Origin of the sequence: Bacillus sp. TH17, assembly GCF_016651125.1 — a bacterium.
Lineage (GTDB): Bacteria > Bacillota > Bacilli > Bacillales > Bacillaceae_G > Bacillus_A > Bacillus_A mycoides.
The window spans coordinates 63838-87029 of sequence record NZ_JAEKEN010000001.1 but is presented as its reverse complement, the minus strand read 5'-3'; the positions used below and the strand labels follow the sequence as shown (position 1 = coordinate 87029).

General features: G+C 34.5%; 23 protein-coding genes and 1 riboswitch. Of the genes, 9 read left to right on the top strand and 14 right to left on the bottom strand.

From position 1 onward, the window contains the following. Positions 1-76 precede the first annotated feature (76 nt). Together JFT95_RS00395 and JFT95_RS00390 are read left to right on the top strand one after the other, a co-directional pair. The gene (locus JFT95_RS00395) at positions 77-871 is read left to right on the top strand and encodes an ABC transporter substrate-binding protein (RefSeq protein ID WP_201051099.1); all 795 of its coding nucleotides are present in this window, start codon (positions 77-79) and stop codon (positions 869-871) included. Positions 872-977: 106 nt separating this feature from the next. Continuing rightward, a complete protein-coding gene (locus tag JFT95_RS00390) occupies positions 978-1670 on the top strand; it encodes an amino acid ABC transporter permease (protein ID WP_002186825.1) in 693 nt (230 codons plus the stop codon). 50 nt (positions 1671-1720) lie between these two features. Here JFT95_RS00390 and desB read toward each other — a convergent pair whose 3' ends face one another. Further along, positions 1721-2806: a Delta(10) desaturase DesB gene (desB, locus tag JFT95_RS00385; RefSeq protein WP_002091268.1), complete on the bottom strand. Its 1086-nt coding sequence runs from the start codon at positions 2804-2806 to the stop codon at positions 1721-1723. A 578-nt stretch (positions 2807-3384) separates the two neighbouring features. On the opposite strand from desB, the gene JFT95_RS00380 reads away from it, so the two are divergent. Then, positions 3385-4911, top strand: a complete 1527-nt coding sequence (locus tag JFT95_RS00380; protein ID WP_201051098.1) for an FAD-dependent oxidoreductase — start codon at positions 3385-3387, stop codon at positions 4909-4911. Between the two features lie 98 nt (positions 4912-5009). On the opposite strand, the gene JFT95_RS00375 is transcribed toward JFT95_RS00380, so the two are convergent. Beyond that, positions 5010-5792 (bottom strand): nucleotidyltransferase domain-containing protein, encoded by a 783-nt coding sequence (locus tag JFT95_RS00375; RefSeq protein WP_201051097.1) that lies wholly within the window; start codon positions 5790-5792, stop codon positions 5010-5012. A gap of 113 nt (positions 5793-5905) precedes the next feature. Further along, positions 5906-7015, bottom strand: a complete 1110-nt coding sequence (locus JFT95_RS00370) for a PRK06851 family protein (protein ID WP_201051096.1) — start codon at positions 7013-7015, stop codon at positions 5906-5908. Positions 7016-7164: 149 nt separating this feature from the next. Next, positions 7165-7277: riboswitch (SAM riboswitch) on the top strand. Between the two features lie 85 nt (positions 7278-7362). On the opposite strand from JFT95_RS00370, the gene JFT95_RS00365 reads away from it, so the two are divergent. After that, positions 7363-7995 carry a cyclase family protein gene (locus JFT95_RS00365; RefSeq protein WP_002091277.1) on the top strand — a complete coding sequence of 211 codons (633 nt, stop codon included), beginning with the start codon at positions 7363-7365 and terminating at the stop codon, positions 7993-7995. Between the two features lie 25 nt (positions 7996-8020). Here JFT95_RS00365 and JFT95_RS00360 read toward each other — a convergent pair whose 3' ends face one another. From JFT95_RS00360 to JFT95_RS00330, 7 genes are all read right to left on the bottom strand, one after another. Further along, on the bottom strand, positions 8021-8404 hold the full coding sequence (locus tag JFT95_RS00360; protein ID WP_033715352.1) for a hypothetical protein: 384 nt from the start codon (positions 8402-8404) through the stop codon (positions 8021-8023). Positions 8405-8633: 229 nt separating this feature from the next. Next, positions 8634-9860 (bottom strand): ATP-binding protein, encoded by a 1227-nt coding sequence (locus tag JFT95_RS00355; protein WP_201051094.1) that lies wholly within the window; start codon positions 9858-9860, stop codon positions 8634-8636. Between the two features lie 143 nt (positions 9861-10003). Beyond that, positions 10004-11269: an S-adenosylmethionine decarboxylase related protein gene (locus tag JFT95_RS00350; protein ID WP_044444296.1), complete on the bottom strand. Its 1266-nt coding sequence runs from the start codon at positions 11267-11269 to the stop codon at positions 10004-10006. Positions 11270-11500: 231 nt separating this feature from the next. Then, positions 11501-12169 (bottom strand): LSm family protein, encoded by a 669-nt coding sequence (locus JFT95_RS00345; protein ID WP_002016710.1) that lies wholly within the window; start codon positions 12167-12169, stop codon positions 11501-11503. A gap of 178 nt (positions 12170-12347) precedes the next feature. Then, the gene (locus JFT95_RS00340) at positions 12348-12797 is read right to left on the bottom strand and encodes a hypothetical protein (protein WP_002016711.1); all 450 of its coding nucleotides are present in this window, start codon (positions 12795-12797) and stop codon (positions 12348-12350) included. Positions 12798-12817: 20 nt separating this feature from the next. Next, positions 12818-13342 (bottom strand): spore coat protein, encoded by a 525-nt coding sequence (locus JFT95_RS00335; protein WP_088293265.1) that lies wholly within the window; start codon positions 13340-13342, stop codon positions 12818-12820. A gap of 248 nt (positions 13343-13590) precedes the next feature. Beyond that, positions 13591-13830: a helix-turn-helix domain-containing protein gene (locus tag JFT95_RS00330; protein WP_002010190.1), complete on the bottom strand. Its 240-nt coding sequence runs from the start codon at positions 13828-13830 to the stop codon at positions 13591-13593. A gap of 182 nt (positions 13831-14012) precedes the next feature. Between JFT95_RS00330 and JFT95_RS00325 the strand changes: the two genes are divergently transcribed. Then, the gene (locus JFT95_RS00325) at positions 14013-14381 is read left to right on the top strand and encodes a hypothetical protein (RefSeq protein ID WP_201051092.1); all 369 of its coding nucleotides are present in this window, start codon (positions 14013-14015) and stop codon (positions 14379-14381) included. Between the two features lie 231 nt (positions 14382-14612). Here JFT95_RS00325 and JFT95_RS00320 read toward each other — a convergent pair whose 3' ends face one another. Further along, positions 14613-15662, bottom strand: coding sequence for an NAD(P)/FAD-dependent oxidoreductase (locus tag JFT95_RS00320; protein ID WP_201051090.1), 1050 nt, complete (start codon positions 15660-15662; stop codon positions 14613-14615). Between the two features lie 330 nt (positions 15663-15992). On the opposite strand from JFT95_RS00320, the gene JFT95_RS00315 reads away from it, so the two are divergent. The 3 genes from JFT95_RS00315 to JFT95_RS00305 are packed head-to-tail and all read left to right on the top strand — an operon-like array spanning position 15993 to position 19003. Further along, complete coding sequence (locus JFT95_RS00315; protein ID WP_000732562.1) at positions 15993-16910, top strand: iron-hydroxamate ABC transporter substrate-binding protein; 918 nt, start codon at positions 15993-15995, stop codon at positions 16908-16910. Positions 16911-16958: 48 nt separating this feature from the next. After that, a complete protein-coding gene (locus JFT95_RS00310) occupies positions 16959-17999 on the top strand; it encodes a FecCD family ABC transporter permease (RefSeq protein WP_002091286.1) in 1041 nt (346 codons plus the stop codon). Further along, the gene (locus tag JFT95_RS00305) at positions 17996-19003 is read left to right on the top strand and encodes a FecCD family ABC transporter permease (protein WP_201051088.1); all 1008 of its coding nucleotides are present in this window, start codon (positions 17996-17998) and stop codon (positions 19001-19003) included. The genes JFT95_RS00310 and JFT95_RS00305 overlap by 4 nt, the downstream gene beginning before the upstream one ends. A gap of 45 nt (positions 19004-19048) precedes the next feature. Here JFT95_RS00305 and JFT95_RS00300 read toward each other — a convergent pair whose 3' ends face one another. The 3 genes from JFT95_RS00300 to mtnK are packed head-to-tail and all read right to left on the bottom strand — an operon-like array spanning position 19049 to position 22030. Further along, the gene (locus JFT95_RS00300) at positions 19049-19690 is read right to left on the bottom strand and encodes an L-fuculose-phosphate aldolase (RefSeq protein WP_201051086.1); all 642 of its coding nucleotides are present in this window, start codon (positions 19688-19690) and stop codon (positions 19049-19051) included. 54 nt (positions 19691-19744) lie between these two features. Beyond that, on the bottom strand, positions 19745-20788 hold the full coding sequence (gene mtnA / locus JFT95_RS00295; protein WP_201051085.1) for an S-methyl-5-thioribose-1-phosphate isomerase: 1044 nt from the start codon (positions 20786-20788) through the stop codon (positions 19745-19747). Positions 20789-20800: 12 nt separating this feature from the next. Then, on the bottom strand, positions 20801-22030 hold the full coding sequence (gene mtnK, locus JFT95_RS00290; RefSeq protein ID WP_098167872.1) for an S-methyl-5-thioribose kinase: 1230 nt from the start codon (positions 22028-22030) through the stop codon (positions 20801-20803). Between the two features lie 590 nt (positions 22031-22620). On the opposite strand from mtnK, the gene ahpC reads away from it, so the two are divergent. Beyond that, positions 22621-23184 carry an alkyl hydroperoxide reductase subunit C gene (gene ahpC, locus JFT95_RS00285; protein WP_201051083.1) on the top strand — a complete coding sequence of 188 codons (564 nt, stop codon included), beginning with the start codon at positions 22621-22623 and terminating at the stop codon, positions 23182-23184. Positions 23185-23192: the final 8 nt, after the last annotated feature.

Below are 23192 nucleotides of genomic sequence, written 5' to 3'. Positions count from 1 at the left end.
CAACTACTTGTCCAAATAAAATATCTCAGTAACATACTTAAAACCATCCGTATGATCAATATATAGGAGGGGTTTTATGAAAAGAAAACTATTAACCATTGTTGCGAGTATTACATTATGTACATCCTTCATACTAGGAGCCTGTAGTAAGGAAAGTGCTACTACTTCATCTAATGGTGAAAAAGAATTTCGTTATGCGATGAGTGGATTATATAAACCTTTTAACTATAAAGAAAATGACGGAAAGCTTGCCGGTTTTGATGTGGAAATTGGTGAGGCACTTGCGAAAAAAATGAATATGAAACCCACTCCTATTACAAATCCATGGGAAACGCTAATTCAAGGTCTACAATCGAAAAAATATGATGCTATATTGGGCAGTATGGCAATTACAGAAGAACGCTTAAAAGCTGTTAGTTTCTCCAATCCTTATTATCGCTCTGGTGCCCAAATTTTTGTGGCTAAAAAGAATACATCTATCTCTTCTCCAGAAGATTTGAAAGGTAAGAAAATTGGGGTTGTAAAAGCTAGTACCTTTAAAGACCTTGTTGCAAAACATACAGATCAAATTACAGAATATGATAGTGATATTACTGCACTTATGGACTTAGAGCCTGGACGTATTGATGCAGTAATCACTGATCAAATGGTCGGTTTACGTATGATCAAAGAAGGTAAATCAAATATAAAAGATGCTGGAAAACCATTAAATCTTGATGAAATGGGAATTGCTATTCGTAAAGATGATAAAGAAATGGTTGAGAAAGTAAATAAAGCTTTAGATGAAATCATTAAAGATGGTACGTATGAAAAGATCAGTAAAAAATGGTTTGGGCGTAATATTCTTGGAGACGAGGCAAAAACAAAGTAAGTTAGCCATTTAGAGATTTCATAAATCATGCCCCACTGATTAAAGTTTCACTGCATGTGGGGCATTTCATTCTCTACTAAAATCCATCCAATATGAGGTGACACACATGTTTGAAATCTTTATCTCTACCTATCCGACACTCTTAAAGGCTACTATTGTCACATTACAATTAACATTAACCTCCCTAGTATTCGGTTCATTAATTGGATTATTATTCGCGTTCTTTCGAATCTCTAACAATAAAATTTTAAATAGTATTGCTCATGTATACATCGCCATTATTCGTGGTACACCTTTAATTGTTCAAATTGCTATTCTCTATTTTGGGATTACATCTGTTGTTGTTTTCACCCCTTTTTGGGCTGGAGCAATTGCTTTAGCAATTCATAACGGTGCATATATTACTGAAATTTTCCGCGGATCAATTCAATCCGTCGACCGGGGACAATTGGAAGCTGCTCGCTCTTTAGGGATGCCTTACCCTTTAGCGATGCGCCGGATTATATTACCACAAGCATTTCGTCTGTCTCTTCCCCCTCTAGGGAACCAATTTATTATTGGATTAAAGGATTCTTCACTTGTCGCTTATGTAGGAATGTCCGAATTATGGGGATCCGGTTTATCAATTGCCGCAGGTAACTTCCAGCAATTAGATACATATATCATTGTTGGTGTATACTATCTCGCACTAGTTCTTCTATTTACTTATCTTGTTAGTCTTCTAGAAAAACGACTACAACGAAAAGAAAATAACTCTGTCCAGGTCAAGACAAAGAACAAGAAAGAAGTCTCTTTATAACAAAAAGCAAGCTCTAAGAGAGCTTGCTTTTTCATCGTAAAATATGTCTATTATTGATTTACTTTTTTTATAGTCTCTTTTTCCTCTATATGTTCCTCACGATATGAAATATTATGAGGATCCAATCCATTTCCTAAAGAACCATAGAAATGCTCCCTATGCGGATCAACTAATTCACTTCCGTGATAATACACACGTGGTGTATTCCAAAGTGCTGCCAAAGCTTTTGTCATCGGCATTTCGTGATAGCGTTCCGGCCACATTTCTTTAATTTTATCTTTTACTAATGGATAGTATTTAGAACTCATAGCAGGAAACAGATGATGTTCTGTATGGTATGAGAAATTGAAATGTAAAACGTCTACCCAGCGCGGTACTGTTACTGATAAACAGTTTGCTAAAGGATCATTTACTGGAACAATAGGATTTAAGCGGTGATTTGTTGCGATATACGCCATTACAATAAAGTTAGCAATTAACAACGGAATCACGTATGCAAAGAACCACTTTGTAGGTCCCATAATAAACAATAAACTAATCCAAACTGTCCAGGGCAAAAGAAGTTGAAGCCATACAGATTTTTGATTGGATGACTTAAATTCTTTTATAAAATGAAAGAACATTCGAGTCGAATGTAACGTAAATTGAATTGTTAGTGACAGGAAACTAAAGAATGAACGTACATGAAGAGGCATGCGATATACCCAACTCAAAAACTTACTCTTTTTCAGTTTCTCAAATGTCGGCCATGCATCTGGATCATTCTCTTCATGCTGTGTGTGAACATGATGCGTTGCATTATGCCACTTTCTCCAAAGTTTTGGGCCAGTTGATAATGGCATAAATGCTATCGCACCTAAAAAATCACGAAGCCATGCCTTTCTTACAACTGTTCCATGTAAAATTTCATGTCCTAAAAATCCAAGTGAAGCAAAACATAATCCAAGAACAATTGCAATTCCTAGATTTGCCCACACATTCAATTCAAATACACCGATCGTTATTAAACCAGCCAATGCCACAAGTAAATAAGCCAGTCCACCAAATAATCGATTAGGAACTGGTTTAAATGCTTTTTTCGGCAAATGTGGTGCTACACGTGCTGCATACCACCCAAACGTATGAAGCTCCTTCATCCTTTTGCCCCTTTCTTATGCCGCGCCCCGCGCAACTTGCATATATCAATTCTTGCTTCCAGATTGATTTTACTACGTGATCCAAAAAGCATTTATCATAAGGAAAATATACTCACTCTATCGTCACTTAATTTTCGCTTTTATTATCAATGAAAAACATTTCTCTTTTTACTCTCTATCAACCTTTCCACATGATGAATCATAACAATAGAATTTCTATATTGTCAACAACTTTTATGACCTAGTAATAAAAGTTGGTTATATTTTTATAATTATACTTTATTTCACTAAAGAAAAAGCATAGATTTCATAAGGCTTTATCAGGTATATATACATATCCACTTAAACAATATAGACTCTATCTTATTCAAGAACTCTCTATGTAATCAACAAATGGAATCACTTGAATTTAGCTTTATATAAATCCTACTTCTTCATACTGCCCCAATAAAATAATTATATTAAAATATTTTTTCTTTCATTTAGTAAGAATAGAACGCTACGAAAACAACATACATGAATTCCATATAATATGGAAATATTAAAAGGAAAATTGTTATAATTTGGAGGTTTTCAAAATGACAGATGACACATTTCCGCAGTTACCATCATCCTATTGGATTGAATCTACTCAATTTCCTACTTTTTCTCATTTATCCGAAGATATAAAGACAGAAGTTGCTGTTATCGGAGCTGGTATTACAGGCATTACCACCGCCTATTTACTCGCTAAAGAAGGAATGAAAGTCGTTTTAATTGATTCTGGTTCTGTTTTAAATGGAACAACTGGGCATACAACCGCAAAAGTAACAGCTCAACATGATCTTATTTATGATGAATTAATAAACAATTTTGGTGTTGAAAAAGCCAGGCTTTACTACGAATCAAATAGTAAAGCTCTACAATTCATAAACGAGACTGTACAAACATATAAAATCGACTGTAATTTCACAAATGAAGATTCGTATTTATATACAACTACCAATAATGGCCTGCGAAATTTAACGAAAGAATATGAAGCCTATCAAAAATTAAATATTCCTTGTGACTATGTTCAATCCCTGTCGATTCCTATTCCCGTACAATCTGCACTTGTGATGAAAAATCAAGCGCAATTCCATCCCCTCCTTTATTTAAAAACACTTTTAGAAAAGTTTGTGGAAATGGGTGGAAAAGTTTATGAGCAAACAACAGCTATTGATGTGGAAAAAGGAGATTATCCACAAGTTATTACAAAGGGTGACCATCGCATCACTTGTAAATATATTGTCTCTTGCTCACATTTTCCTTTTTATGATGCTAATAGTTTTTTCTTTACGCGAATGTACGCAGAACGCTCCTATGCCCTCGCAATAAAAGCAAAAACGGATTATCCAGGGGGCATGTATTTAAGTATCGATGATCCAAAACGCTCCATACGTTATACGACAAGCAATGGAGAAAAGTTGATATTGATTGGCGGAGAGAGCCATAAAACAGGCCAAGGAATTAATACGATGCTTCATTATGATGCACTATATTCCTTTGCTGAATCTACTTTTGGAGTAGATGAAATTCCTTATAGATGGTCAGCGCAAGATTTAATCACGCTAGATAAACTCCCTTATATCGGACATATTAACGAAAGGAATCCAAATATATTTGTGGCAACTGGATATCGTAAATGGGGAATGACGACTGGAACTGCAGCAGCTCATTTACTGAAGGACTCCATTCTAAAAGTCCACAGCCCATATAAAGAACTGTTTGCACCATCACGCTTTCATGCAAATCCGGATATAAAAACTTTCCTCTCTCAAAACATTGATGTTGCTAAACACTTAATTGAAGGAAAAATTGAAACTGCATTACGTAAGCCAGAAAATCTTGAAGTTGGCGAGGGTTCTGTTGTACATGTCAACGGTAAACGAGCAGGTGCTTATAAAGATAAAGAAGGAAAATTACATATCGTCGATACAACTTGCACACACCTCGGCTGTGAAGTTGAATGGAATAGCGGTGATTGTACTTGGGATTGCCCTTGTCACGGTTCCCGTTTTTCAATTGATGGGGATGTTATGGAAGGTCCAGCAGATCAACCATTAAAGCGAGTTGATAACGAATAATTACAAATTCAGCGTGAGTTTTCATTTACTCCCTTTTGTAAGAATAATCGTAACTAGCACCGTTTTCTTTATTCCTAAAACACAAAAAGAGCACAAACTCACTTGTGCTCTTTTTCATATACTTCAAACAACATATCTCGAAATAATGTATTCAAACTCTCAATATCAATCCCTAATCCCTTTTCAATCCCTTTCACGTATTGCTGATAATAATCAATTTGTTCTTCTAAAAATTGATTTAACGCCTGAACTTTCAATCCAACATCTAATTCCGTACCTGCTTTTTTCTTTACTAACAACTTCTCAATCTCATTCAATACACTACGTTCTATAGATAGTTCTATAAGTAATCGGTCAAATTCTACTGGAGGTAATGTCCCTTTCTCTTCTAGCCACTGACAAGCTAAAATAGGACGTAATACATAAAAGTACTTTTTCAACTTTACATTCTCGCCTTGCAAAAATTCACGATAATTTTTTGAAGCCATATGTAAGTAATGATATATCGTTGCTTTTGGATCAAAATTCTTTTCACTCATTTGCTGAAGCTGCTCTGGAAAGTTAGAGTTTTTCGAATAAAAAATTGGTGATCGAATCCACTCAAGTAAAGCTGGATTTGACTTCGCGAATAGTTGCAATGCCTTTTTAATATCCCAACCACTTATGTCTAAATCATCACTAATTGGATATTCGATTACATCACGCTTATCATGGATTGATAAATACCATTCTACAGGGTGTATATAAACAAACCTAACATCATAATCGCTATCTTTCGATGGAAATCCCCAAGCACGACTCCCTGATTCCACTGCAAATAAAATTTTCACATCATTCTCTTTTTCAATTCTTTCTAACTCTAATTCAATTTTCCCTCTCATTTCATACCATCCCCATTTTTTGATTATTTCCTTGGAAATTCGACAAATATACGACTAATTTTACTATATACCAAAACAGCTGTCAGACAATTTCTGACAGCTCAATAAAGCACCTATTTTTTCTTTTCAATTACAGTAGCAGTAATTCGTTCAAACTCTTTTTGAATTTCCTCTTTATATGCATCCACTTTTGAAAAATCCATAGCAGCAATATAAATTCGTTCTAATTTATCACGAACTGATTTTGCTTTTGCTAAGAAAGACATCGCCTCATTCATTTTTGCTTTATATTGAATGGAAACGTCACGAATTTCTGTAGCATACTTCTCATCCGTCCCTGGTTTAACAATAAGAGCATACATATCTATAATCTCATCACCTTCGCGACTTGGAAAATATTCATGTGGTGCGGTACTATCAAAAATTGCAAATCCTAATTCTCTTACGATAACCATATCAAGACTATTCGGGTCAAATCCGCAATGATATACTTCAACGTCAAAACCTTTTTCTTCTGCTGCCTTCGATAACTTTTTAAGCATTGTTGATTTTCCAGAACCCGGGCGTCCTTTTATAAAATAACGATGTGGTAATCCTTCTGTTAAATTAGGAACAAAATCAACTGCTCCTTTCGGTGTAGCAGCTCCTAAAAAACGATGTTTCACAATCGATTGTTTTCCCTTTTTATCTGCAAATAATTTCTGAATTAGCTGATCTGTTAGTTCATTTGCTTTATTAAAATCAATGTTATTAATATATATTTTCTCCCACTCATCATGTATAACTAACGCCTCTTTAAAACATCCGTAAGCAGATTTGAAAGCCTTGCCCGCTTCTAATACAAACCGTTCAATTTCTAACTTCTGCTTTCTTAATTTATCTGAGTCCCAAGCAACTCCTAAATTTATATACTCTTCAATAACTCCTGGCATTTTCGGCTCAATAACATGCGGTGATGTTCCATCAACAATTCCTACTTTTAATTTCGGAATAATCACTCCATCAACTGACTTATTATCAGAAGAACAATGCAAAAGTTCAATATCATATCCTTTTTCAACCCATTCACGACCTATTGCCTTAATTAAAGAAGATTTTCCCGTTCCTGGACCACCCTTTAAAATAAACAACCTATCTAGCCCTTTTAAATTCTCTTCGTATAAATTATGAAATCCTCTAGCTGTATTGCCACCAGCATAATAATTCAATACATTCCCTGTCACTGCACTCACTCCTTCGCAACAGTCTACTTACATAAGCTACAATATGCGAGCAACTTTATTTGGGTGAACACCTAATTTGTATTGCACGAAAAAAGGAAATGAATTACAATTTAAATATCACAAACATTCCGAATTTAAAACCGAATAAACCTTTATCAAGAGAGGCAGAGGGACCGGTCCTTTGAAGCCCAGCAACCTCAGTTTATGCAAACTGAATAGGTGCTAATTCCTGCAAAATGCATTGCATTTTGGAAGATAAAACTCAACTAGTATGTAAAGCTCATCTTTCTTGATTATGAAGGATGGGCTTTTTATTATTTGAAAAAAATATATTGGAGGTATGTAAAATGAAAGTAATTGATCTATCACAAACGTTTGAAAATAATATGTCTCAATTTCCTGGAACACCAAAAATCCAACTAGAAGCCATTACAAGCGTTGAAGAAACAGGTTATCAAGTTACGAATTTTCATTCTGTCGTTCATGTTGGTACGCATTGTGATGCGCCTGCTCATTTCATTTCAGGCGCAACCACTATTGATCAATTACCCCTAAATCAATTTGTAGGCGAAGCTGTTCTTATCGATGTGACTCATGTTCAAGAGCGAAAATTACCTAAGGAAGTATTACATACTGTCGACATAAAAGAAGGCGATATTGTCATTTTCCATTCCAATCTATCTAATAAATGGAATACCGAAGCTTATGAGAAAGAAGCGTTTTATCTTTCCGAAGAATTAGCTGAAGAACTAGTTCAATTAAAAGTAAAATCTGTCGGTTTAGATTTTATTTCTCCTGATGAGGTAACGACAGAAACATCACCGATTCATCACATACTGTTAGGAAATAATATTTACTTAATTGAAAACTTAACAAACTTAGATGCCATTAAAGCGAAACGATTCTTTTTCTCAGCAGCACCTTTAAAAATTAAAAATAGTGACGGTGCTTTCGCAAGGGCATTCGCTGTTATTTTTTAAACATGGTCTACAAAAAAAGCAAAGATCACTTTTGACCTTTGCTTTTATATTTTTTATTTAAGTTAAAAAAGAATTGCTCCACCTTTGGTCGTATCCACGCTAAATAATCTTTATCTTTCTTCTTTGTACAAGCTATCTCTTCTCCATCTACCATTTCGACAAGTTCTAGCTCTAACAGTTGCCTCGTAAATGCTACCATATTTACTTCTTCTGCTGGATATTCTTCTTTTAATTTCTCCTCAATTTCTCCCAATAAAAAACCGTCACGCATCATTGCTAGTGCATCAATCCAAAGTGGCGGCATTTCATATGTCTCTCCTGTAATCGTATCTTTTACAATATAGTTCTTTTGCTCTTTTCGAAATTGAATCGTGTGTAAACATACAGTCGAATTTAATGTTAATTCCATCATACCACCCCTTTCATCATATCCGCATAGAAAAAAGGATGCGCGTGCACCCCTTCTTTTCTTTTCATAACACTACTGAACCGTTACATGAGCTAAAAGCTCTATGTCGATATTTTCCTCCATTATAAACGAAGTTTTTTATAAAAAAAACCCTTCTTGAAACATTTTATAAAATGTTTATATTTACACAACAAGAACACTTTTCTGAAAAGTAATTTCGTCTAATGCACTACACTGTTGGTAAATAAATTTTCACTTTCGTTCCTATCCCCATACTACTTTCAATCGCGATACTCCCTTGATGTTCTTCAATAATTTTATATGTAATCATTAATCCAAGACCTGTACCATTCTCTTTTGTTGTATAAAAAGCTTTTCCGATCTTTTCTATTTTCTCATTTTCTATCCCAAGACCTTGATCTTCAACAGAAATACACAAGTTCTCTCCAGCTTTTTCATATGCCAGAATCTGAATATTTCCGCCTCCTGGCATCGATTCAATTCCATTTTTGATGATGTTTAACAACACTTGTTTTAATTGCTTATCATCACCATTTATAACGGGTAAATTTCCATCTACTTGCAAATTAAATTTCACTTTATATTGAGTCGCATAGCTTTCCATTAACTGTACAACATATAAAAGGATTTCCCCTATATTACACCATTCATAATTTGTTGGTTTCGGTTTTCCTAATAACATCAATTCACTAACAAACCCATTAATTCTCTCAATTTCTTGCAGCATAATCTCATAGCTCATCGTATCTTCAGGATTTCTTTCTTTTTGAATTTGTGTAAATCCTTTTAAAGCTGTTAATGGATTTCGAATTTCATGAGCGATTGTTGTAGACATAGTCCCAATAACCGCTAAATTTTCTGTCTCTTTCATACTGTTCATCATCTCAACAACTGTCCTTACATAAGATTGAAATCTCTTTAATAAAGAATGCGAAATGATGAAAAAGAATATACATAATACAAGCGGAATCACAACTTTTACATCTTGTAATATCAAAGTAAAAAATACATATTTTCCAATTACACTACAGGAAACGAAATAAAAATATTTTCTGTTCACGAAAATCGGTGCAAATAAAATTAAAAATATTTCAACTATATTTCCATTTTCAAAAACACGATCACTGTGTAAATAAATCATTAAGTTATTAATAAGATCAATAAGCATGTACCCAATTAAAAATAAGTATTTCACAAAATATACATAACCTTGTTTTTGAAGATATATTGAAATAGGAAATAAAGATATTACTAATATATATACACCTATTCCCATACCACCTTCTGGCCACCCTACCCTTGCTTCATTAATATTCATAGCGGGATAAACAAAATAATAGATAACGTCATATAAAAAGAATATAATATAGAATAATAATATAAATACTTTTAAAGCTTCTCTTTCTTCATAAATCAAGCTCTTGTATTTGTTCATATAAAAACTCCTCTTGATCAATACAAAAAAACATTTCAAGTGTTATCTCTTTAAATTATAATTATGAAATTGCTTTCAGGGCAACATGTAACCTTCTAATACTAAAAGGAAGGAGATACAGCTCCTTCCTTTTCAGTTACAATTTATATCCATCTTACCCTATCATTTAGCAATCCATCTGTGAAATTATTATGTCCTACTACAAAATCCTTCATATATAAATTTAAATATTCCCCATACTTACTTTCAGTATTTAATAATAATTCTTCTACATAATAAGCGCCTTGTCCAAAAGTATCTAACAGTAAACTACATAAGCCAGCATAAATTCCACACCCTACTTGGAAGTACGTCGCATTTGTTTTATATTTTTGAAAAACTTGGCTACTATTCATTACATTATACATGTATGTCTCATTATGCTCATAAACGAGCAACACACCGACTAAATCTTCTCCTATAATATCATCTTCTGCTGGATTAAATACTTTACGATTCCAATTCCATAAATCTTCCACTTTATCTAAGTTCTGTCTAATTAAGTTTGTTGTATACTCATTGATCCGATAAAGAAAACCCACTTCCATATTAAAAGATTTCCCTAAAATTAAAACTTCTTCATGTGGCATTAAGCAACCATAAAATTCTTTTTCACCTAACTTTACTTTATACTCTGAAGCATATACATCCTCATAAAAGTAAAGTGGACGATGATGACTCATATACATAGGATAACTCCATATCGCTTCATCCAGAAAACGCTCAACTGCCCACGATGCATAAAGTGTATGAGGTTTTATAAGCTCTTTATCATTCAAAAATGAAGTATCATGTTCTACAATATAGCATGCTCGCGGCTTTTCATTTGGACGTTCTTTCATAAGCTCAACAACCATCCATTGAACAACACCAGGATTCATACCTGAGCCTATAATCGCTCTTGTATTTGTAAATGTTTCTTTCTCCTTCTCAAACCTCGTATACCTTTCCGTAAGCTGAAAACCAAGTAAACTATCGTCTTGATCTACTGCCTCATTTTCCAAAGCCGAATTAATATAACAAATGCCAAGGTCATTGCAACAACTCAGTACCCTAATTGTATCTGCACCTGAAACATCAATAACAACCTTCGTTCTTTTTTCCTTTAAATGATGTTTAAATTTGACTACATCTTGAAGGTTTATTTCATATAAAAAAAATTGCTCTTTCAAATTTGGAAACAACTCATCATAATAACTTTTATCTTTTTGTTTTATATCCACCAAATGGAAGTTCACATTCTTTATCACTTCATAAATTGGATCTTTTTCATTTACTACCGCTTGATTCAAAATTGCTAACACTGCTTTTGCTGCTCCACCAGCACTGCCAAGTAATGTAATCGAAAACGAATCTGGAAACTGCTCCACAAACAAAACCCCTTTAATAAAGTAGTTGAGCAGCACTTCCTCAAAAGTGAGTTGAATACACAAAAAGGTAGCTCGTACACCTTTAGTACAAGATTGCCCCTTCAAAGATCACACTAACATACCTATATGATATTCAATTCATTTCCCCCTCATATCCAAATCGAATTAAACAAATAGGCTCGACCTTTTCTTCCCTATATATAAAAGAAAAAGCCAGCCCTTTCAACTAGCCTACGGACAATGGACAGATTTCACATGTTGAATATTCACGTACATTTTTGCGTCACGTGCTTTTAATATTTCAATATGCCCTTCATCAATTTTCGTCATCTTTCCGATTTTATTAGATTCCTCGCCTAAATCAAACACCATAATTTTCCCTGACATTTTAATAAGCTGTTCTTCAAAAGTTCTAGCTAGAGTAATATTTAATGGATTTACGGGGAGTTCATTTTTATTGAGGGAATAAGGCACTTGGTTCTCTTTATAAGGAATTAACCACTTCAAATGCTTTAAAGATATATATACAGTTTTGTAAACAGGGCTATAAAAAACAATATAATCGTTCATCACACTTGTAACATAACCGTGTATCGGAACATTTCCTGCCACATAAATTTCTGTAAAAATCCCTTTAGATGTGATTAATACTTTTCTCAAAGAAATTGAAGGTGATTCCCTCTTAATTACAGAGTCCACACCAGGCTTTAATATTTCTTCATCATGCTCTCTTAAAAATTTATAATACTGGATATGGTATAAAGATATATATACATAGTCTTGTCCATTGTAAAGAACTACAATATCATTTCCTACATCAATTAATACACCTTTAAATCTTTTTTCACCGATTAATTTAACGTATATATTTTCTCCAATATTTTTGTTTAACTCATTCATCTATATCCTCCTTTCTATAAAATACTACTTTTCCTGCCTTCCATTTCTAAAAAAATAATCAGGGCAATGTTCTGTCTTTTAATAGTAAGAGATCCTTTTCATATATCGTTCATAATTGTAGCGAACTATGAAATCGTTCTTTACTTCCAATCATAATGCCCCTCTTATTTATTAAACATTATTCATCTTCATTCTTTTTACATTTCACTACTTGACTCACACTCTTAATATGATAATTAATTATATAAATAACTTCATCACAGTTTACTAGTATAATACATTCTTCATGCACTTCACTTAATAAACCTTCTACACACTCTGGTCCACCGCGATTAATCTTTATCCACTTATACTTCAGGTCTTTTAATACATCAAAAAAAGTATCTTCATCAGAATAGAAACATGAACCATAGTAATCGTCACATTTTGTTTCTTTCACTTTCTTGACTAGACTCTTCACATGTTTCAGCTGATAATACACTACTTCTCCATGGGGTAATTGTAGTGTAAGGTAATCTTTTCCTAACGATAACAGTACACCTACTCGACTTTCTGGTCCGCGCAGATTTACTTTTACATTCTCACCGACTAAACCTTTAATTTGATCACAGCATAATACGCTCTCCAAGTTCGTATCCTCCTTCCTTATTATCTTCCTCTACTTGATTGTCTTTGTGCACGAGTTCGACCTGAATTATTGCTTTCACTATTGCTTTCACTGTTGCTTTCACTGTTACTTTCTTCGCTCTCTCCGCACACTACTGGGCTATAACTAACACTCTTAATATGAGTTATTGAGATTAATATAACTTCTTCTTTTACAATTAATGTCACATAATCACAAGAAACATCTTGTAAAATACCTTCAATTTTTTCTGGGCCACCCCGATTAATTTTCACCCAGCGATATTTGAAGCTTTGAAGTAGCTTTTCAAAGTCATCTTCATATTCCAACCATCCATAATCATCTGCTTCACAATCTTTCGTATTTTTTGTAACACTTTTTAGATGGCGAAGCTGATAGTAAGAAAGCTCTCCTTTTTCACTCTTTAATACAAAGTAATCCGAACATACTGCGACTATTATTCCTTTTTGAGATTCTGGACCACCTCTGTTTACTCTCACGTAAGATCCAATTAAGTCTTTCAAAAAATCACAATGAAATAAACTCACGAGAAAACCCCTTCCATTAATTTATAAGCTTTTGCACTGATAGTATATGTATCTGTACAGGTTATGTTCGCTATGTTTGTCCCCGCTATGAAAAAATATGCTTTTAACTAATAATACTAATCCCCATAAAATCTTCTTTCCCTTAAAGTAACTCTAGGATTTCGGATGACTTTTTCATCCCTTAATATAAAAAGCCCCCGTATTAAGATACATTTCTGCATATCTTAATACGGGGGCTTTTTATAAATTTAATCTTCGTCTTTAACATCCATATCTTCTGGAATTGGTTCATTTAATATTTCTTCCACTAACTGCTTATATTTCTCCATTTGTTCTAAATGTGTATTAAACTGTTCCTTATTTATTAAATATTGCTCTCCATCAAACAATGCACGAACTTTCTTTTGCTGAATTAAGTCTTCAACATACGATTTTGGTAATTTCAAATACTCCGCAGCCTCTTCTATCGTTATATACAATGTGTTCATTCCTTTATTATTTTTTCATATACATAATGTATCTTACTTTATTTTTGTAAACAAATAAAAAAGATTTTGTAAATACAAATTAAAAAGCAGGTAGATGCATTCCATATATTGTATAATAGTATAGTAAGTATTTTTTTAAATATAGAATGGTATTACCCATTTACACAAAGGAGAGTTAACATATGGCTACTCGTCACATCATTACAATGTTAGAAAAAACATTACGAATTGAAACAGAAAACACAATTTCTCATCTATCTAAGTCTTTATCCGATCGTATTCTTTCACAAAGTGCAGCAGTACATGAAAACAATTGCTATCATACAATTGGTGAATGGTACAAAAATCATTTCTTATTCCAACAAGATGATTTCCTTTGGGCTAAATACGTTTTCTATGATGCATATTGTGAAGCTATAAAAAAACAAGGCAATCTTACAAAACGCGTTCGTCAAATATTAGAATCATTAGCTCGACAACATGGAAAACAATATATTGTTTCCATACAAAATATTCCATTTCCTAATGAACAGGAAAAAGGGACAGCATAATTTAATAATGGTCCGCACAAACCAACTATAGATTCATTGTTTCCTAGAAAGATTTACAAATAAAATGTTCAAGTCTTTGTGTTCCCTTTTTATAGAAATACATTCATATGACATGAACTAATGAAAACGGTGTCATGAAAATGATTGAAAATATAGTAAACAGGAAAAACCCCATTTGTATCTCTCGTCCATAGAAATAGAGATATAAATGGGGGTATACTTGTTCCTTTATTATTTCATCATCTGCTTAATCAATTCTCGATTTCTCTTCTTAAATACTTCATTATGGGAAGAAACCATTCCGTACTCACTTGCATCAGGTTGAATAAATTGTTTCGCTTTATTCACAGCATTTCCAGCATCTTGGAATGCCCCTGCAATTAAATGTAATTTTCCGTCATGCTTTAAAATATCTCCAGCGGCATATAATCCGTCTACCGAGGACTCACTATTTGCATTCCCTGCAATATAATAATTATCAACAATAGCAACATCTAGCTCACTATTTTCTAATAATGTTATATCGCGTTCATATCCATGATTAATAATAACTTCATCGATAGATAAATGAGAAACTTCTCCAGTTTCATGATTTGTTAATTCTACATATTCAATCGCTTCATGGTTATCACCAGCAATTAATTTTGTAATCGATGTATTAAAGAAACATTCTGCTGAACTGTTCATAAGTTGTTTTACTTGTGCTTCATGACCAGATAATTCTTCTTTTCTATATGTTAAATAAACTTTTTTCGCGATTGGTTCTAATTCGTTCGCCCAATCAATTGCGGAGTTCCCTCCGCCTGAAATAATTACCGTTTTATCTTTGAAACGTTTTAACGATTTAACTGTATAATTTAAATTTGAGACTTCGAATCTCTCAGCACCTTCAATTGATAACTTTTGTGGATTCAATATACCACTCCCAGTTGCGACGATCACTGTTTTTGAAAAATGTTCTTCCCCAGAGCTTGTTTTCAACGTAAAAATGCCATTCTGATTACGAATAATTGATTCTATTTTTGTATTCAATACAACTTCAGGCTGAAATGTTAATCCTTGTTGTACAAGTTGCTCAATTAATTTCTCACCAGTAACCGGTAATAATCCGCCGATATCCCAAATCATTTTTTCTGGATAAACATGTATTTTACCACCTAACTGTGGTTGAAATTCTATTATTTTCGTTTTCATCTCTCTTAGTCCGCTATAAAAAGCTGAATAAAGCCCTGCAGGTCCTCCGCCTATCACAGTTACATCAAACAATTCTTCTTGATTCATTCGTGTCACTCCTCAGCTACTAATAATTGATTATCATTCTCAATAAAATATAACTTGTTTTTATAAATTTTACAATCAAAATCACTATTGACAATACACCTATATAAAATTATAGTATTTAAAGAATCAATAGTGATAATCATTATCAATTTGTTAATTATTAGCAACTGTGAGATTACATCTTCTTCTATTACTATGGTGAATACTATATGGTAAAATCTCAAGTTCAAGATTGTTAATAAGACTTTTGTATTACCACTAACTTTTCAAAAGATCAAAGCTAAACAATTTATTGTATATCACATATCATCTATCTAAAGGAGAAAGACGATGAAAAAATTATTTATTTCACTAACAGTTCTGTTCGTCCTTGTTATGAGTGCTTGTAGCAACGGTTCAACAGACAAGAAGAACGACGCAAAAGGTAAGAAATCAGAAACAATTACATACCAATCTGAAAATGGTAAAGTAGAAGTTCCAGCAAATCCACAACGTGTTGTTGTCCTATCATCATTCGCTGGTAACGTAATGTCATTAGGTGTAAATCTTGTTGGGGTAGATTCATGGTCTAAACAAAACCCACGTTTCGATAGCAAACTGAAAAATGTCGCTGAAGTATCAGATGAGAATGTTGAAAAGATTGCTGAATTAAATCCAGATTTAATCATTGGTTTATCAAATATTAAAAATGTTGATAAGTTAAAGAAAATCGCTCCTACTGTAACATACACTTACGGAAAAGTTGATTACTTAACACAACACTTAGAAATCGGTAAATTATTAAATAAAGAAAAAGAAGCAAAAACTTGGGTTGATGATTTCAAGAAACGTGCACAAACAGCTGGAAAAGACATTAAAGCGAAGATTGGTGAAGATGCAACCGTTTCTGTTGTTGAAAACTTCAACAAACAGCTTTACGTATACGGCGAAAACTGGGGCCGTGGAACAGAAATTCTTTACCAAGAAATGAAATTAAAAATGCCTGAAAAAGTAAAAGAAAAAGCTTTAAAAGAAGGATACTACGCATTATCTACTGAGGTATTACCTGAGTTTGCTGGTGATTACTTAATCGTAAGTAAAAACAAAGATACTGATAACTCATTCCAAGAGACAGAATCATATAAAAACATTCCAGCAGTAAAAAATAATCGTGTATATGAAGCAAACATGATGGAATTCTATTTCAATGATCCACTTACATTAGATTTCCAACTAGACTTCTTCAAGAAGAGCTTTCTTGGTCAATAATACAAACATGAGGAATTCTTAATTTAAGAATTCCTCTTCCTTTATTCTATGAAAAGAAAAGATGTGAAACGAATGAAAAAAGAGCAAGACAACCTACGTTCCAACGCTTTTACATACAAATTAATTTTGAGTATCATTGCATTCTTTCTTATTTTTATGTTTGCAATGGTGTTAGGCGCTGCAGATACTTCTATAAAAGACGTATGGTTAGCACTTACTTCCTCTGCTAAAGGAGATAAGCTATCCATCCTTCGTGAAATACGTTTACCACGTGAAGTTGCTGCTATTTTTGTAGGAGCTGGACTCGCTGTTTCTGGTGCAATTATGCAAGGATTAACGCGAAACCCACTTGCCGATCCTGGATTACTTGGCCTAACTGGTGGCGCAAATGCTGCACTTGCACTAACACTTGCCTTCAATCCTTCTATAAGCTACCTTTACTTAACACTAGCTTGCTTTATCGGTGCTGCAATTGGCGCTATTATGGTATTTGGAATTGGCATGGTGAAAAAGGGCGGACTTTCCCCTCTTCGAATTGTATTAGCTGGTGCTGCTGTTTCAGCATTTCTACTTGCAATCTCAGAAGGTGTTGGCATTTACTTTAAAATTTCACAAGATGTATCAATGTGGACGGCTGGGGGCGTAATTGGAACGAGTTGGAGCCAATTAAAAATTATTATTCCGGTTATTTCAATAAGTATATTTATCGCTATCTTACTTGCAAAGAAATTAACAGTTCTTAGTTTCAGTGAAGAAGTTGCTGTTGGACTCGGCCAAAAAATTATCGTCATTAAAACAATTTTATTTATCATTATTATCTTGCTTGCAGGTGCTTCTGTAGCGCTTGTCGGAAACATGGCATTTATCGGCCTTATGGTACCCCATATGGTTCGTCCAATCGTTGGACCAGATTACCGTTTTGTTATACCGATGTCAGCGATCGCTGGTGCTTCCTTTATGCTGCTCGCAGATACAATCGGACGTACAATTAACGCTCCGTATGAAACACCAGTTGCTGCAATCGTCGCAATTGTAGGATTACCATTCTTCCTATTTATTGTACGTAAAGGAGGAAGAACTTTCTCATGATGCAATCTATTCTAAAAAAACAACGCCTTATCATACTTGCATTACTCATACTTACCATCACAACAATTGTAATTGGAATGGGACTCGGTTCTGCCGCTCTCTCCTATGACAGATTAATCCCAACACTTATGGGACAAGGTTCATTTAAAGAAGAATTCGTTTTATATTCTTTAAGGCTACCTAGAATCGTCATTACATTATTAGCTGGTATGGCACTCGCTTTATCAGGTGCTGTATTACAAGGTATTACCCGAAACGATTTAGCTGAACCTGGTATTCTCGGCATTAACGCTGGTGCTGGTGTTGCAGTTGCTTTTTTCTTTCTATACTTCCCGATAGACGTAGGTTCATTCCTTTACCTACTACCAGTCGTTGGATTTATCGGTGCGTTTCTAACAGCTGTTCTAATTTACGTATTTTCATATAGCAAATCCACAGGCCTTCAGCCAATAAGATTAACATTAACCGGCATCGGTTTTTCCTTTGCACTATCTGGCGTAATGATTGTACTTATTTCATCTGCAGATCGTATGAAAGTAGACTTTATCGCTAAATGGATTGCCGGAAACATTTGGGGAGATGACTGGACATTTGTTTTAGCAATGCTTCCTTGGCTAATCGTATTAATTCCATTTGTTTTCTATAAGGCAAATAGATTAAATATACTAGCATTAAACGAGCCAGTAGCAATCGGTGTTGGAATTGAAATTGAAAAAGAACGAAGATACTTATTAATCGCAGCCGTTGCACTTGCTGCCGCTGCTGTTTCCGTAACAGGAGGCATTAGCTTTATCGGACTTATGGCTCCTCACATTGCCAAATCTTTAGTAGGTCCAAGACATCAAATATTCATCCCTATCGCCGTTTTAATCGGCGGATGGTTATTACTACTAGCGGATACAATTGGACGAAATATCGTCGAACCTAGCGGCATCCCCGCAGGTATTGTCGTTGCTTTAATTGGTGCTCCTTACTTTATGTATTTGTTATTGAAGAAGGCATAGAGAAACACCCTCAAGATTTTTTCTTGAGGGTGTTTTCATTTCATTCTACTGCTGCCCATACCCTTCAAACTTCTTCGCCAAATTCTCCATCTCGTCTTCTGGCAGTAATTTCGGTTCTCCGACACTTTTCGTTTGATAATAAATTTGAGCACAAAACTCTATTTCTTCTGCAATAGTAAACGCCATTTTTATATTATTCGCTCCGGCCATTAAACCATGGTTCGCAAGTAAAACTGCACGGCGATCAATCATGCCCTCGAAAGCAGCCTCTGCTAATTGCTCCGTACCAAATGTTTCATACGGTGCACAGCGTACATTCGGGCCTGCAAAAGCAATTAAATACGATACTGCAGGAAGTTCCCATCCTAATGATGCGATTGTCTTCGCATAAGGAGAATGTGTATGTACAAGCGCATTTATATCTTCACGATTTCTATAATAGATAAGGTGCATATCTAATTCGCTTGATGGTTTTTTCTCTCCTTCTATCACTTCACCATCTAAATTCAATATAACTACATCTTCAGGCGTCGTTTCATAATAATCTAGGCCACTTGGGCTAATTGCAACAAGACCTTGTTCACGGTTAAAAATACTAATATTACCGCCAGTCCCCTTTGTTAAACCACTAGAAATCATTTTCTTTCCGTACGCTACAACTTCTTCTCTTTCTTTTTGCAGTAACATATACATCCCCCTAGTAAGAAACTTATGATGACTATTTTTCTAAAAACTATCTACTTATTGAAATAGCTTTTTTAAATTCTCCATAAACGGTGCTCTCACAATTCCTTTTTCCGTAATAATCGCTGTTATATTTTCATATGGCGTGACATCAAATGCCGGATTGTATACTTTACTTTCTTGAGGAGCAGAGTATTGTCCGAAACGATTGATCACTTCAGAAGCATCCCTTTCTTCAATTGGAATTTCTTTTCCTGTCAGTGTTTTCAAATCAATTGTCGGCGTTGGTGCTGCTACATAAAACGGAATGTTATAATATTTAGCCAAAATCGAAACACCTAATGTTCCAATTTTATTTGCTACATCCCCGTTTGCTGCTACACGATCACATCCAACGATTACTGCATCGATTTTCCCTTGTGACATGACCATTGCCGCCATATTATCTGTAATGACCGTTACATCAATTCCCGCTCGCTGCAGTTCTAATGCCGTTAACGTTGAACCTTGTAATCTAGGGCGTGTTTCATCGGAATAGATTTTTAAGTCCCATCCTTTTTCTTTCGCTAAGTACATTGGAGCTGTCGCAGTTCCATACTTAGTCGTTGCTAACGCACCTGCATTACAATGCGTTAATACCCCCATGCCATCATGGAATAATGTTAATGCATGTTCTCCAATTTGACGGTTAATTTCTTCATCTTCTCTATGAATTTCTTTTGCTTCTTCTAATAATCTATCTTTCAACTGCGCAATTGATAAGTGAGCATTCTCTTTCGCGACACTTTCCATTCTTTCAAGCGCCCAAAATAAATTTACTGCCGTCGGTCTTGATGTCGCTAAGTATGCACATACCTTTTTTACTTCCGCTATGAATTCTTCCGCCGAACTTTCCGCAACTTCCTTTACTCCTAAATACACACCGTAGGCTGCTGAAACACCTATTGCCGGCGCTCCTCGTACTTTCATTACTTGAATCGCATCCCACACACCCTCAGCCGTTTTAAAAGATTCATAGACTACTTCGTTCGGTAATACCGTTTGATCCAATAACACTAAAGCATCATCTTTCCACTGAATTGGTATTAATTGCTCTGCCATCATCTTTTCCCCTTATTTCGCACTATGCATTGACTGTTTTTTTAACGTTTCTACAAAGCTGCTACCTGTTTTATATTGATTCGCTTGTAAAATAAACTTCTTCGCTGTCTGAAGACAAATTCGCTCCGCTCTAGCACGCGCCTCTTCATTCTCAATACAAGTCATATCCTTTACCTTCGCTAGACCAACAATACGACGAATTAACTCAAGACCCGTCACTGCAGCTGTATCCTCTAATACAGATTGTAAATAAACTCGGTTAAAGCCTTCTTCCTTCGCCATAATCTCTGTCACATGAATATCCCAAGCATCTAAAAACTTCTTCTTAAATAAATCAATTACATCTATCATGGTAGATTCTATCCAGTTCATATATGTATCTTTCTCAATACCAGATTGCATCACTGCATCTGCATTCACCCATGCAAACATTAAATTCGCCATTATATTCCCAACGTCATATCCCATAGGTCCATAAAAAGCAAATTCAGGATCAATAACCTTTGTAGAATCACTTTTTACAAAAACAGAACCAGTATGTAAATCACCGTGAAGTAGCGCTTGTGCATTCGTCATAAACGAAAACTTAAGTTTTGCTACTTCCATACGAAGCTCTTTATCACTATAAATATGCTCCCTAATCCATCCTTCATTTAATTGAAACAATTCGTTGCGTTTATTATGGTTTGTGAATGGCTCTGAATATACGAGGTCCTCTGTAATCTCACATAACTCAGGATTTATATAATTCTTCACGAGTTCCTTCTTCTCTTTATGATTCATTACAACATCTGATGTTAATAGAAGGGTATTTACCATAAAAGTAGTTAAATCATCAGCAAGCCTCGGAAACATTTGATGATTTATGAGTGCTGTACGCAATATTGTGTGATCTGATAAATCTTCCATCACGCAACAATTCATCACACTATCAAACAAATATACATTTGGCACGAGTCCAGATGCTAACTCTCCTTCTAATCGCAAAACATCTGATTCTATACGGATTCGATTCGTCGACAACTTAAACTCATCTGAAATACGCGCTGTATCCCCAGCTTGCTTTACAATGACAGACATGTTCTTCTGTTCATCCCAAACGCGGAACACATAATTTAAATTACCATCACCTATTTCTTTACACTTTAGCCCCTTTGCATGCTCGAACTTAGGTAATTTCTCTTGCACATATGCAATCACATCTTTAGCTTCCATTAAAAAATACTTCGTGAACTTAGACATGGTTTCCCCTCCACACTAAATGTAAACGTTTTCTAAAAGCCGTAAAAAATAATAGACTGAAACTTTTTCAATCTATACTATATCTTCTCTATTGCAATACATATCTCGCTTTTATTATATCTTGTTAGAAATGAGCGTCAATGTTTCTATTTCTCATTGCAATATACTTCTTATTATATATATTTAAGATGACAATAATTGTTCACAAAGATTCCGATACATTTTGTTTTATTTATTGCACAATTCTTTGTAAAATAGAAGTAAGCAGTTCCTTTTCAAATCCACAACTTCTAAGAAATATTTCCTTCCTAAGAATTTATACTTACACCATGTCTCTAACATACACACTACTCTTTCAAACACTCATTGAAAATTTATGACTTGAAAATTACCTTTTAATTCCCTAGCAGCCTTAATTGAGAATAAATATTAATTAAATTGGTATAAAGTTGGTTTATTCTCTTGACAAAATAACCACTTCTATATGATAATTAATATCGAATTAGAATTATTATAGTTAATTAAAAAATATATTTTATGAGCAAACTAATTTCCGATGCTCAAAACCAACCTTTAGGAGGAATTTTAATATGTTATTAATCGGCACAGAAGTAAAACCGTTTAAAGCTAATGCTTACCATAATGGAGAATTTATCCAAGTTACTGACGAAAGTTTAAAAGGAAGATGGAGCGTAGTTTGTTTCTATCCAGCAGACTTCACATTCGTTTGTCCAACTGAACTTGAAGACTTACAAAACCAATACGCAACTCTAAAAGACTTAGGCGTTGAAGTATACTCTGTATCTACAGACACTCACTTCACTCACAAAGCATGGCATGATAGCTCAGAAACTATCGGCAAAATCGAATACATTATGATTGGTGACCCAACTCGCACAATCACTACAAACTTCAACGTTTTAATGGAAGAAGAAGGTCTTGCTGCTCGTGGTACATTCATCATCGATCCAGACGGCGTTATCCAATCTATGGAAATCAATGCTGACGGTATCGGCCGTGACGCAAGCATTCTTGTTAACAAAATTAAAGCAGCTCAATACGTACGTAACAACCCAGGTGAAGTTTGTCCAGCTAAATGGCAAGAGGGTTCTGCAACACTTAAACCAAGCCTTGACCTTGTAGGCAAAATCTAAGGAGTTCG